The sequence below is a fragment of the Terrimonas ginsenosidimutans genome (assembly GCF_022012415.1).
Classification (GTDB): Bacteria; Bacteroidota; Bacteroidia; order Chitinophagales; family Chitinophagaceae; genus Terrimonas_A; species Terrimonas_A ginsenosidimutans.
In genome coordinates this window covers 167153-180013 of record NZ_JAKLTR010000003.1, presented here as the reverse complement: position 1 = coordinate 180013, position 12861 = coordinate 167153, and the positions used below count along the sequence as shown (strand labels likewise).

Genomic DNA, 12861 nt, shown 5'->3' with positions numbered 1-12861 from the left:
ATCGGAGAGATTGATAGTCGCTATCAATCAACTTCTGATACAAACATAGTCCTACCCAGGCCCCTGTGCAAGAGAAAATCTACCCTGTACGGGTATGAAAACTACGATAGTCAATTTCCTGAACGTAGATTTAGACCAGTATAATTAGCTGAAAGCCAAAATGATAAAAACACGCATCCGTTTGCGTAAAACGCAGTGATAAACGTAATTTCTACACTTCTTTTCGTAAGAAAACAGCGTCACAACATCAATTTTGATCACTGTTTTTTCTGTCAAGACATCTGATACAATGGATCGACGGCTTAGATGACCAATTTGCGTTTAAACCTTTCCTGACGGATCACCTTCTTTGCCGGGGGCAAACACATTGATCGGGTCTGCATTTACCCTGATCTCAACTCCCGAAACGCCGTCGTTTTCCAAAAGTTTATCCTCAATATGGTATCTCTTATCCGAAGAAAAGATCACGATCTTTTTCGCGCGGATCGTTTCCGTTGCCAGGGCAGGCTCCTCTCCCTCGATCTTTCGCTCCAGGAACTCCACCAGCTTTCCCCGCTCGTCTGCCCCAAATGAAACCAGGTCAAGCAGGCTGTCACCCGCATCCGCCTGCGGAGCAAAAAGCAGGTTCGGGCCGATCATAGGCGTATTCATCGCCAGCAATAAAAGGTAATCGCCCTCCTTTCGGAAACCGTCTGATTCTATCCGGTAATGGCTGGGCTCGAATTTCTTCACCACTTTAAGCAGAGCAATACAACCATCCCGTAATTTTTCCGCCAGAGGTTTGTCTTCCGACTTTGGAGGATTTCGCTTCATATCAAGAATATGTTCTGCAAATACACCAAAACCTGCGGCCTCAAACATCAGTGATTGTATTTCCGCATGTTTTACCCTGCCGGTATTGAATCTTGTAGATTTCATGCCCCAGCTTTCTATCAGTGTTGAAATCGGCGCATCACAACCGACAGAACGTGCGACGTTATTGGCTGTACCCAACGGTATAATTCCCAGTGGCCAGTCTGGTTCATCTTCTTTCCTTTCCTGTATCAGCCTCATCGCCTTCCTCACCGTGCCATCCCCACCTGCAACTGCCAGCCAATCAGTTTTCTTTGGGATCTTTTCCCACCCTTTTTCTTTTACTGAACGTATCTCACAATTATGTCCCGCAGCCTCGATTTCCTTTTTCAGATCCTGCTCATCATGTTTCCCATGACCGGCACCGGGATTATATAATAACAATACATTCTTATTCATAATCCTGATAATGAAAAAATGATACCATGAAATAAACTGGCACAATAATGTGACGGTTACAGTATGAGAATATTAATAAGCAACGACGATGGGATATACAGTCCGGGTATCATGGCACTCTCAGAAGCTGCCGCAGACTTTGGACAGGTGACCGTTATGGCGCCTGATGTTGAACAATCATCTATGGGACATGCGGTGACGCATTCGCGGCCACTTTCCTATAAAAGTTCACCGATCGAATTCAAACAGGCGGAAGCATTCCGTGTAAATGGCACTCCTGCCGATTGTGTGGCATTGGGTACACACCTGCATGCGGATATGGATATTGTATTGTCTGGAATAAACATGGGACTTAATCTTGGCAACTCCCTCTGGCACTCGGGTACACTTGCAGCGGCAAGGCAGGCTGTGTTGCTGGGAATCACGGGTGTCGCATTCAGTACGCCTACCGGCAAGCACGGCCCTGATTTTAACAGGCTTAAACCTTTTGTAAAGCAGGTCCTTGATATGCTGATCGGTGTCCCGGGCCCCGCCCTGTTCAACGTAAATCTTCCGGCCGAACCGAAAGAGATCATGTGGACCCGGCAGTCCGTCCGGCTTTATGACGGGATCATTAAACCTGGCATGGATCCGATGGGAAGGAAGCACTACTGGTTTTCTGTTATGCCGCTCGAACCAGCGGAAGAGGGAACCGATCGCTGGGCAGTTGAAAATGACTATGTATCCATCACACCATTACAACTTGATCTGACCAATCATGCCTACCTCGCCTCTTTGAAAAAGAAAGTACCGGCATAGATCAGTCAATTGTAATACCGTACTTATCCAATAAACCTGCGGCCGCGGGAAAGGAGAACTTTGCTTTTTTGATCTTATTCAATTCGGGATTGATGGAGTAATTGATGGCTGAACGAAAGTCTGCTTTCTCCAAAACGCTTCTTTCAAATTTTGCATTAAGAAGATCGCAATGTAGAAATGCAGCTTCTGTAAGATCCGCCTCCGTGAAATCACTCTCATGAAAGACACAGTCCGGGAACTTCGCCTTCCTGAGATTACACTGATAAAAGGAAGAATAGTTGAGCACCGACTTGCTGAAAGATAACTTGAATAGAGACTTGTTACTGGTTTCGAAATTCACCCCCAGGATCTTACATTCCTCAAACGCCACGCCGTTGAACGTTGTGTTGCCAACCTTTACCATGCTGAGATTGCAGGAGCGGAAGACACAATCAACAAATTGAATCAGGGAAATGTTAGCATCTGCAAAATTGCAATTCGTAAACGAACAACCTTCATACACGCCTGTTGCCAATGGCTTCACGGCAAAATCATTTCCCTCGAAACGAACATCTTCAAAATAACCACTGGACATTACTTATCGATTTGGACTGCAAATTACATTGAAATGAAAGGCAAACCCGTACAGGTGAAAAATTGCTTTACTTCCCGTTTGTTCTTCCTGTCACCAGTTCGACTACGCCTTTCACATCCGGCTTATAAATTCCGATCAGGTGTGTCCTGATGGAATCTGGAGTTGGTTTCGTTTGTCCGTTGGTCAGCAGGGTGATAGATCTTGAAGGAAGGGAGGGCATATGACAATCGATACAGTTTTGCTTCAATGTAGCTGCAGGAACTGTTGAATTGGTACAGAATGTATGATCCGCCTCTTTATGACAATTCATACAGCGTTGAGAAAAGACTTTCAGATCAGTCCTTTCTGTTGCATGTGGATTGTGGCAGGATGAACAATTCATGTCTTTACTTTGAACAAAGCACTGGCTTGCGCTGAACAACTGGTATTGTGTGCCGTGAATATCAAGTTCACTTACTTTCGGACGATTGAAATCAGGATAATAATAATCCTTCAGCAAACTACCGGGCTTAAAGTTGAATATGGACTGTATCGCAGGTTTCAGCCCGGAATGGCAAACAGCACACATATCGAGCTTTTGCTGATTTTTCAGCGTATCAATTCTTGTGATGAACCGGCCCTGCTTTTGTCCGGGGTTTTCTTTATGAAAAGAGACGTGATCAGCGGCGGGACCATGACATCTTTCACAATCGATACCATAGATCACCTGTCCTTTCTCAAAATGCTCTGTAAAACCTGTTCCTTTTTCCTGGATATTCCTGACCACGGTTTTGGAAGTATGACAGCCGAAGCAGGCAGTATTGACGATCCGGTCAAACCGTGGATGGCTCGCAGGAAAGCCCGGGCTATTGGCCCAATCGTGCGCCGATACCAGGTAAGAGACAGGCAACTGATAGTATTGATCCCCTTTAAAATAAACATGCGTTTGAGCTTTTCTGCCCGACCCGATCGCTATTTCAAAACGATGTGCCTCCTGGAACTGGCCGTTCAGATAGGCGACCTGGAAAAGACCACTGTCCCGCTTTTCCATCACTACGTTCACGCCATTCAAAAATCCAAAATTATTACCCGGCGAAGAAAAACGACCAAGCACACTGGAGTCTGAAGCTGCTCTCGATGTATTGTTATGTGCGGTTGAAAGGTAAGAATCATAGATCGCCTTGTGACAGGTGGCACAGGTTGCAGACCCGACAAACCCCTCTCCTCTGAGATCCTTGCCTTCACTGCTACCATTACAACGGCAAAGAACGGTCACCACGGCAACCATTACCAGCAAAACAGACAGCAATCGCTTATTCATAGCAGTTATTGATACTTAAATATACAAATCTGGCAGACACCAACGCACCAGCATGTTCATAAGACAACAAAAAGCATTAACGCGTACCAATGTCCCTTAACCTTAAATAACCTTTGCCTTAACTTTTCCTTACATCGTTTCTGGCACGCTGGCATCTGCTTTGATCTGAATAAAGCATCTTATAACCACAAAAATATTTGTTATGAAAAAGATCTTTACACTCGTTATCGTCAGCCTTTTTACCATAAGCATTTTCGCTGCTGACCGCCGGCCTTCTGTTACGCTTACCACAGATAAAAGATATGAAGTGATCATCGATGGACGAAGCTATGCAAGTACACTCGGTTCTACTATGGACGTCTCTTTGCTTAATAAGAATGCCCGTCATACTGTAAAAGTGTACGAACTGAAGAACGGATTATTCAGTAAACAAAAGAAACTGGTGAGCAGCTCAACCTTTACCGTAAACAGAAGCAGTCTTGACATTTCTGTAGACCGGAACGGGAGGATCACTATCCGCGAAGAAAGAGATAGCCGCATTGACAGAAATGACACTGACCGGAACAGAAGAACAAGATTCTGATCTGAGCTGCGTAGGAGCCACATAAATGATACAAAGAACCGCAAGGGGTGCAAAGAGATCAATCCTAAGAGAAATCTCATTGCACCCCTTGCGGTTCTTCGTATCATTTATGTGGCCGCCCTTATGACCCTCCCATCCTGATCGAATCCTGTAAACCGGAACCGCCAGCGGCAACAAATGAAAAGCGCCCGACTAACCGGATACCCATCCTACTCCTCAAAAGCCACCATTCACATATCCAAACTTCAGCCGTCTTTTGCCTTTGCCTACCTTGCCGCAAATTTTTGCACATGACCCTCCCGGTAAAGTTTACCCTGTCACTGTTATTATTCATGGGCCTTTTGGTACTGGGCTTTATGTTCCTCCTCCGTGGCTGCCTGTCCAAATACGACGAGCGATCCATTCTGCCGAAAGTTCTCTACTTTGAAAAAGACAACCATGCGGTCATATTCTCCATCGTGAAATTTGACAAAACCACTTCTTATACGCAGAGTGGTGGCTTCACAAGCAAATCGGTGAGTACGACATACAGCATCCAGATCAATGATGCACTCACAGGAGAAAAGCTCAATGAAAAGGAAGTCATAAAACACCGTGAAATTAAAAATCACCCGGTGAAAATTATGGGCGCAGCCGGCAGGTTCGTGTGGGCATATATCAATGAACCTGTAATATTCGATCCATTCACCCTGCAAACGATCGCCACTGTAAAACAACTCGAAGACAAAAACCCGGCTCTGAAAGGAGCATTCCCTGCGGAAGCACAATTCTATGAATTCAACAACACGGATCAGCGCCTGTACTTTACCGCAAAGAATGGATCGAAATGGGTGATCGATGGAGAAACATTCCTGGCATCAGCACAAGACACAAAAGAAACCGGCGTCACTGCCCGCATCAAAGAACTGGACCAACTGATCAAAGACAACTTTAAGCAGCAAAATGCATTGATGGAAGAGAAACTGCGCACGCCATCAAAAAGACTGGCCGCAAAAGAAATAGATCTTCGCACGTATCAACAGTACACGACTGAGTTCTACAAAAGCCGGGATGTTCTGTATAAGAACAGAGACAGTCTCGACAAATTACGAAGAGATCTGGACGATAACAGGCGATCTCTGGATGAATTGGAGAGCAGGGCTGAATCCCTCCGGAAAAGATTTCAATTCTCACAGGCAAAACTGAATGCGGATACGATCAATGGCAAATGGATCGGCATTTACACACAAGAGGAGATGGAAGAACTGTATGACAAGGTAAGATACCAGGCTGCGTACAACGACGCTGCCCGCCGGCTCTGCTATATCAGCTCATATACGCCAAACGATCGCGGCGAACTGGTGATCAACCGGGAAAAAGCTGCCATACCACACCCGGATGACCATTTCCTCAATGGCGGCTTTCTAACCAGTAATGAAACAGGTAAACCGATCCGGCTACCAGACGGCTCCTTCCTGCTCATTTACAAAAACGAAGTCGGCAATAACGGGAAGATCCTGTTGTCAAAGCTTGCAGCTGACGGAAAAATCCAGTGGACATATGATACCGCTTTACCGGAATGGGCGAACTATATTTTTACCGGAAAGCAGCTCATCATAACTGCGGAAGACAATAAAGAACTGACAGGCGACGACTGCAACATCCTCTTACTAATAAACCTGCAGACAGGAAAGGCAGAGAAGTACGATTACTTTTATCAGAAGAAAATAACCCAGTAAATATTACCAGCTATCGAACACAAAAGCTCAGTTTTCGTGTCCTCCCGCCGGAAAAAAAATCCAACTGCTGGAAGACTCGAAAACTGAGCTTTTAAATGAGGATGCCTTTAGGTGCGAAGCCTAAAACACTGTTCTACAATTTTAATTTTATGCCGCCATTCACAACAAACCCGTCAACCGGTGCATAAATATCCTGAAACACCGGTTGCTGCCTGGTACCGGAATAGATCGGTCCGAATTTCGTCTGTCTCGTGTCTGAAAAGTTCTCAAAATTTATGAACAGTGAAAACTTCTCCCAGATCCTTTCGGCCATAAATCCCGTGATCCAGTAAGACCGGCCAACGCTTCCGTCATTCAATCGCTGTTTGCTGTAATAATAGGCTTCCAGGCCCAGCTTCCACTTTTCTTCCACTTCATACATCAGCACATTATTCAGCCGATGTCTTGCCGTAAGTGGCAGCCAATGCTTTGCATTGAACTGTGTGTTCGCATCTGTGTACGTGTATCCGACAAACAGTTTGAGATCATGCCAGGTGAGTTTAAGGTTTGTTTCCATTCCTTTGGTCTCCAGGTATCCTGTTGAATTTTCAAACTGCATCATACCTCCGCTTCCTGTATTGACCAGCACCAATGGCCGGTTCAGCCTTGTATAAAAGAACAGGTGGTTCAAACTGAATCCAAATTCTCCAAAATTTGTCCGGTAATTGATATCGGCATTGCCACCAACAGATCTTTCATTGCGCGTACGATTGATATCTATGGGAAGAATATACTGAAACTGGTTTCTTTCAGCCTCCTCCGTGAATACTGTTGGCGCTTTATATCCAAAGCCACCGCCTGCGCGAACAGTTATCTTCGGGCTGACCCGCACCATGGCCGAAAGACGCGGCAGCAATTCAAAGTCCTCTGAATTCAGATAATCTCCACGAAGACCTGTTTCCAGCGTGAACTTCTCCGTTACAGACCATGCATTCTGGACAAATATGCCGTAAGTATTAAGGCTGTAGCTGCGGGCAGGATCAGGATTACCCGGCCTTTCATTGAGGACATCTGTTATCATATTGGCTCCAATGACCCAGTCAACATTCTCTCCTTTCCTGTTCCACGTAAATTCAGTAAAGGACGATTTCTGTAATGCATCAAATGTATACGCAGGAATGGCAATAGTGCGATCGAAATGCGTATAGCTGCTTTTCAACTGAAGCGTCGCCTGTTCATTAAGACGATGCGTGATCCCAAACTGCCCCGTGATCCGGTCTGTATTGTTCCGCTCATAAAAACCGGGAGTATTGTTTTTGACATAGTCCATATCTCCCCCGAGACGATCTTCTGTGATATAGCTGAGTCCAATATCGGCAGTTGTTTTCTGTCCATAGATGAACAACCGCGGATTGATCGCATAGCGTTCGAATTTCGGAATGGCAGTAAAGCCGATATCGGCGGGATCGAATGCGGCATTGCTGTTCCGTGATCCGAACACGGTCAAACCGATCTTACTATACCTTTCACTGTAAAACCCGCTAAGATCCAATCCACCGCCACTTGTACCATTGGCGAGGAAGTTCAGTTCCGGTTCTGCTCCCGGTGTCTTCGATACAAGATTCACTAATCCGGCAATGGCGCCGCCTCCGTACAATGTTGAAGAAGACCCTTTGATCACTTCCACCTGTTTAAGATCCAGTGGTGCGATCTGAAGAATGGATAGTCCCCCGGAGAATCCGGCATACAAAGGATATCCATCTTTTAGGATCTGTGTATAGCGTCCGTCAAGTCCCTGGATCCTGATCCCCGCATTATAGGAAGTAGCGGATGTCTGTTGGCTTTGGATCCCGGTGCTTTCATTCAATACCATCCTGATATCACCAGGTTTCATATTGCCTTTCTCTTCCAGTTCCTCGCCGGAGATCACTTCGATCCTTGTTGGCTGATTGGCGATCGTGCGGCTGGTTCTCGTAGCACTGACGATCACCTCCTCTTCTTCCTCCTCCTCGTGTGCGCTCATTTCAACGGTGATAGCAGACACGGCTGTTTCAAGGGGAAACTTCAATTGAAGGCTTTTTTCCCCGAAGCCGATATGGGAGATCAGAAATGTATGGGTGCCGTCCGGGATAGAGGAGAGATTGACCTTGCCGGCGCTGTCTGCGATAAAAGACTTCCCGGTCTGTTTCCAGGTAAGGGTCGCTCCCTGCAAAACTGCTTTATCCTCTGCGTTAATGATACTGATCGTTACACTATGCTGCGCTTGCGCTGCGTATGCAAATATGCACAGCGCAAAGCCTGTCAATAAATATTTCATTGCCTGTTTAATAAATAAAAAAAATGAGGATTGCTGCGTAAGAACTAGCAGCGGGGAGGCTGGAATAAAGAGGGGTAGATGCCTTCACGGTCGGTAATGCGGTAAATATTATATAAAGGCAATCCCGACTCCTGTTCAATAAGGCTGATAGATAATGGTTCCATTTCCACCGAAGCCGCGCAGGATCCACACGCCGAAAACGGTGAGCAAAAGCCGCTGTGTTCTTCCTCATCTGAAGAATGACCGGCCGTTTCGGAAGGATTTATCTCTCCCGAGCAGTCATCATCCTCGCAACAGGGATAAAAGCTGCAGACGGCAACCATGAGAAAGCATAATATGGCGAACCATTTTTTCACGCTACAAATATAGCCTGCCAGGATTACTAAAAAAGAGCAAACAGGGCCTTACTCAAAATTCCTGCTGTTTACACGCTGCTTTCCGCCGGTTACTTCAGATGGCTTTTCTCCCGCAGCAAGCTGTCTTATTTTGCACGCAGTAACGAAAAAACAGGTTCATGCTTTCACCAATCGAGTCATTCTTCCTTCTGGTCAAAAAAACAGTGATCGCATTTTTAATAATGCTGATGGGGATGGATTCGATCGGCTGATCCACCTGATGCACATAGACCGATCTGATCAAATCTTTGAATTATAAACGGGCAGGCAGTTCAATCTCACATGTTCATTTTGACAAGGGTTCCGGAATGGAACCCTTTCTATTTTGCCAGGTGATTACCTGGAAACTTTCCTATTTTTCTTATTCGTTCCTTGTAGTGGCTCTTTCGGGTGAATATAATCGATGATGGAAGCGTACAATAAGCATCATCGCCTCTCGTATATATTTCAATCTCTGTAATAAAATTTGCCTTCTGTGATCTTCAGCGTATCGCCCGCATTTCCGACCAACTGTCCCTCAAATACCGCTTCTATCTCAACAGGGTTCGCCGACGCCTTCATCACATTAACCTTCATCGAAAAACCCATCATAGACCCGTACAGGTAATTCTCGGGGCTAAGATTTCCCAACTGCACAACGTTATTATCAGGATTGCCTTTCTGGATCGAAAAGCTGCCTGGGCCAGCCGTTTTAAACAGGTTTATATTAAAGGCCTGCTGGCTTTTGTCTGAAGCTCCTTTTGACCCTGAGATCATGATCGCATCATCGTATCCTTCAGGATGAAAAGCACCGAAAATCTCCTGATCAGCCACCCAGGGAGCGCCATTAATCTTCATTGTCAGATAATTTGCTGAACCGGAATTTTCCACTTCAGCGGTTTCAGGGTTCGCTTCACCGGAATCATTGCTGCAAGACGTTTCCAGGCAAAACAAAAAAACAATTGATAAGATCGCATTATTCTTCATAATAAATTCTTTTAGATGACGCAAAAAAGACGATGGAACTGACAGTGATCCCATCATTGTTCCGCAAACCTAATAACTCAAATGAGGCATCAGCAGTCACAATCGATCATCGACATTTTAAATAGACAAACAATGTTTTGCTCTATATTTGGAAAACCTTAACCCAAGCCTGATGCCCAGGTCATACCGCTGCATAATTGTTGATGATGATGAGATAGACCGCCTCACAACCTTGTCCTTTGCCAGGCAATTTCCCTTTTTGAATATTTCCGTTTTTGGATCGGCAACAGAAGCTCTTCCTGCAATCCGGCAGGAACTTCCGGACGTCGCGTTCCTTGATGTTGATATGCCAGGAATGACCGGCCTCGAATTACGCCGTGAATTTCTGCAGATCCCGGCCTGCGTATTCATAACTGCCTACCCCGACTATGCCGTTGAAAGTTTTGATCTTGCCGCGCTTGACTTCATGGTGAAGCCGATCAAAGCAGAACGCTTTCGGAAAACAATAGACCGGATCCAGGAATTCCTTGAAGTAAAACATAAAGCAACCCTGCTGGACCATACACTTGGGGCAGACACTATCTTCATCAAAGACGGTCACAAACAGGTAAAGCTGAACCTACATGAGATCATTTACCTGGAAGCGCTGAAAGATTATACAAGTATCGTTACCACCAGCGGTAAACATTGTGTACTGAGCAGCATCGGAAACCTGTTGAAAGAACCTGGCTTCCATTCATTTTTGCGTATTCACCGAAGCTATGCCGTGCAAAAGAATTTCGTCGCATCAATCAGTGCAAACGAGGTCACAGTCGGCAATATCCAACTTCCCATTGGAAGAAACTACAAAGAGGCGCTGGCTGATTTGAAACAGTAATTCATGAAGAAGATCATTCTTGCAGTTACAGTATGTGTCGCGTTGCAATGCCCCGCTCAAAAAACCGGGCAGGATCTTGTGGATTCACTTATCCTTGAATTGCCCCGCGCTGCTGACGACACCATTAAAATCCGTCTGTACAACAGGATCTTTAATACACTTGTAAATACGGATACCAAAGAAGCATTGAAATACGCCAGGCTTGGTCTCACTCATGCACAACAAATGAAATGGCAGAAAGGGATAGCTGTTTTCAGAGCAAATCTTGGACAATTCTACAGCAATGCAGGGAACTACGACTCAAGCCTTTTATACTATCAAACTGCTTTATCTGCCTTCCAGGCGGCTAAGGATAAGCAGAACATGTCGAACACCTATAACAATATGGGAGTAGCGGCACAAAATATACGCGCCGACTTTACTGCCGCTACAAAATTTTACCTGCAGGCGCTAAAGATCGCCGAAGAGATCAAAGACAGTACACGGATGTCCAACGGTATGCACAATCTCTCCGCCATTTACCTGACACAGCAAAATTTTACCAAGGCACTTGAATACGAACAACGTGCGCTTGCGATACGTGAGAGTATGGGCAACCTTGATGAGGTTGCCGGCTCTTTGGAAACGATGGGCAAAATATTCTTTCAGCTGAATGATATAACACGTGCCAAAGAACATTTTGAAAAAGCGGCTCCCATGTTTGAAAGTACCGGCAATATAGCGGGCCTTGCTTCTATCTGGTCAAGCCTCTCCCTTGTTTATAAGGGCGATCACCGCCGGATCATTGAGACCCGCATTAAAGCCAGGGATGCATGGAACGAGATCAATCCGCTTCACTCAACCGCTATCACAAATCTCGGCAATCTTGGTATCGCCTATATCGAACTGGTGAAATACGATACACTGCACAAAGTGCAATATGGTGATGTAATACCGGATGACCGTGCATTACTTCTTCAGAAAGCGGGAGAATACCTGAAAGGAGCTATTCAACTGACGGAACAAACAGGTGAATCAGAACTCCGGTCTTTTTTTATCGGCTCTCTTGCCGAAGTGCAGGAACTGACCGGTGATTACAAAAATGCTTATTTCAATTACAGATCATTCAAAGAGACCCAGGACTCCATTTACTCGCAGGAAAACAAAAACAAGATCGCGGCAGCAGAAAGCCAGATAGAAATTGATAAGAAGAACAGCGAGCTGAAAATAAAACAGCTGGCCCTGGATGGCCAGCGTAAAACACTATGGGGCCTTGTTGCCGGCCTGGTGCTTCTTGCGACAATAGGAATTCTCCTTTACCGTCAAAACCAGGCAAGAAAAAGAAACAACGAATTATTGCGACAGCTCAATACAGAACTTGACACAGCGAATAAGGTGAAGGCGAAGTTCTTCGCGATCCTCAGCCATGATCTGCGCGCTCCCATCGCACGCCTGTCCAATTTCCTCCATTTGCAAAAAGAATCGCCAGATCTGATAAATGAGGGACAGGCTGCAAAACATCAGCAAAAAATGGTGGACTCCGCAGATGCTTTACTGGAAAATATGGAGAGCATGCTTTTGTGGAGTAAAGGGCAGATGGACCACTTCGCACCATCAATAAAGGATATTTCAGTAAAGGATCTCTTTACTTATCTCGGCCAGAACTTTGCTGCGGAAACCAGCATACACTTCTCCTTCACCGATACTGACGCGATCGTGTTCCGCACAGACGAACACTACCTTAAAACGATCATGACAAACCTGACCGCCAATGCAGTAAAAGCGTTAGAGCACACAGAAGACCCGCTTATTGAATGGAAGGCCGAAGCCGCTGATGGCGTGGTGAAACTAATGATAACAGATAATGGACCAGGGATCGATCCGGCTATATTTCAATCAACAAGCATTTCCGGTGAAGACTCAAGGTTCGGCCTGGGTATACATATCATAAAAGATCTGGCAAGAGTGATCCACTGTACTATCAGCACAGTAAACGTGCGGAAGGGATCCTGCGTAATACTAAGTCTTCCCAAAAAATGATCGGCCGGCTCATGCGCTGCATCAACTATCGCGTTGATATCCCGCACCATTCATCCCGGTAAATCTCCATCCGCAAAATAGAAA

The 12861-nt window shown here is 45.6% G+C and carries 10 protein-coding genes; 5 read left to right on the top strand and 5 right to left on the bottom strand.

What is annotated here, in order from left to right:
- Positions 1-321 precede the first annotated feature (321 nt).
- Positions 322-1251 (bottom strand): diacylglycerol/lipid kinase family protein, encoded by a 930-nt coding sequence (locus tag LZZ85_RS05845; protein WP_237869558.1) that lies wholly within the window; start codon positions 1249-1251, stop codon positions 322-324.
- Between the two features lie 63 nt (positions 1252-1314).
- Here LZZ85_RS05845 and surE point away from each other — a divergent pair, with 63 nt between their 5' ends.
- Positions 1315-2049 carry a 5'/3'-nucleotidase SurE gene (gene surE / locus LZZ85_RS05840; RefSeq protein WP_237869556.1) on the top strand — a complete coding sequence of 245 codons (735 nt, stop codon included), beginning with the start codon at positions 1315-1317 and terminating at the stop codon, positions 2047-2049.
- 1 nt (position 2050) lies between these two features.
- Here surE and LZZ85_RS05835 read toward each other — a convergent pair whose 3' ends face one another.
- Positions 2051-2623, bottom strand: a complete 573-nt coding sequence (locus LZZ85_RS05835) for a pentapeptide repeat-containing protein (RefSeq protein ID WP_237869546.1) — start codon at positions 2621-2623, stop codon at positions 2051-2053.
- A gap of 67 nt (positions 2624-2690) precedes the next feature.
- Entirely contained in the window at positions 2691-3923 is a 1233-nt protein-coding gene (locus LZZ85_RS05830; protein ID WP_237869544.1) for a multiheme c-type cytochrome, read from the bottom strand.
- Between the two features lie 202 nt (positions 3924-4125).
- Between LZZ85_RS05830 and LZZ85_RS05825 the strand changes: the two genes are divergently transcribed.
- Both LZZ85_RS05825 and LZZ85_RS05820 read left to right on the top strand, forming a co-directional pair.
- Positions 4126-4506, top strand: coding sequence for a hypothetical protein (locus LZZ85_RS05825; protein WP_237869541.1), 381 nt, complete (start codon positions 4126-4128; stop codon positions 4504-4506).
- A 290-nt stretch (positions 4507-4796) separates the two neighbouring features.
- Positions 4797-6224, top strand: coding sequence for a PA2928 family protein (locus LZZ85_RS05820; RefSeq protein WP_237869539.1), 1428 nt, complete (start codon positions 4797-4799; stop codon positions 6222-6224).
- Positions 6225-6357: 133 nt separating this feature from the next.
- On the opposite strand, the gene LZZ85_RS05815 is transcribed toward LZZ85_RS05820, so the two are convergent.
- Positions 6358-8520, bottom strand: a complete 2163-nt coding sequence (locus tag LZZ85_RS05815; RefSeq protein WP_237869537.1) for a TonB-dependent receptor — start codon at positions 8518-8520, stop codon at positions 6358-6360.
- A gap of 842 nt (positions 8521-9362) precedes the next feature.
- Positions 9363-9881, bottom strand: a complete 519-nt coding sequence (locus LZZ85_RS05810) for a hypothetical protein (protein WP_237869535.1) — start codon at positions 9879-9881, stop codon at positions 9363-9365.
- Between the two features lie 172 nt (positions 9882-10053).
- On the opposite strand from LZZ85_RS05810, the gene LZZ85_RS05805 reads away from it, so the two are divergent.
- Positions 10054-10758 (top strand): LytR/AlgR family response regulator transcription factor, encoded by a 705-nt coding sequence (locus LZZ85_RS05805; RefSeq protein WP_237869533.1) that lies wholly within the window; start codon positions 10054-10056, stop codon positions 10756-10758.
- A gap of 3 nt (positions 10759-10761) precedes the next feature.
- Entirely contained in the window at positions 10762-12777 is a 2016-nt protein-coding gene (locus LZZ85_RS05800) for a tetratricopeptide repeat-containing sensor histidine kinase (RefSeq protein ID WP_237869531.1), read from the top strand.
- Positions 12778-12861: the final 84 nt, after the last annotated feature.

What these genes read in the sequence shown, in the direction of transcription:
- LZZ85_RS05835 (WP_237869546.1), bottom strand. Translation starts at nt 2,623, where the DNA reads ATGTCCAGTGGTTATTTTGAAGATGTTCGTTTCGAGGGAAATGATTTT.
- LZZ85_RS05830 (WP_237869544.1), bottom strand. Translation starts at nt 3,923, where the DNA reads ATGAATAAGCGATTGCTGTCTGTTTTGCTGGTAATGGTTGCCGTGGTG.
- LZZ85_RS05815 (WP_237869537.1), bottom strand. Translation starts at nt 8,520, where the DNA reads ATGAAATATTTATTGACAGGCTTTGCGCTGTGCATATTTGCATACGCA.
- LZZ85_RS05845 (WP_237869558.1), bottom strand. Translation starts at nt 1,251, where the DNA reads ATGAATAAGAATGTATTGTTATTATATAATCCCGGTGCCGGTCATGGG.
- LZZ85_RS05805 (WP_237869533.1), top strand. Translation starts at nt 10,054, where the DNA reads ATGCCCAGGTCATACCGCTGCATAATTGTTGATGATGATGAGATAGAC.
- LZZ85_RS05810 (WP_237869535.1), bottom strand. Translation starts at nt 9,881, where the DNA reads ATGAAGAATAATGCGATCTTATCAATTGTTTTTTTGTTTTGCCTGGAA.
- LZZ85_RS05825 (WP_237869541.1), top strand. Translation starts at nt 4,126, where the DNA reads ATGAAAAAGATCTTTACACTCGTTATCGTCAGCCTTTTTACCATAAGC.
- LZZ85_RS05820 (WP_237869539.1), top strand. Translation starts at nt 4,797, where the DNA reads ATGACCCTCCCGGTAAAGTTTACCCTGTCACTGTTATTATTCATGGGC.
- LZZ85_RS05800 (WP_237869531.1), top strand. Translation starts at nt 10,762, where the DNA reads ATGAAGAAGATCATTCTTGCAGTTACAGTATGTGTCGCGTTGCAATGC.
- surE (WP_237869556.1), top strand. Translation starts at nt 1,315, where the DNA reads ATGAGAATATTAATAAGCAACGACGATGGGATATACAGTCCGGGTATC.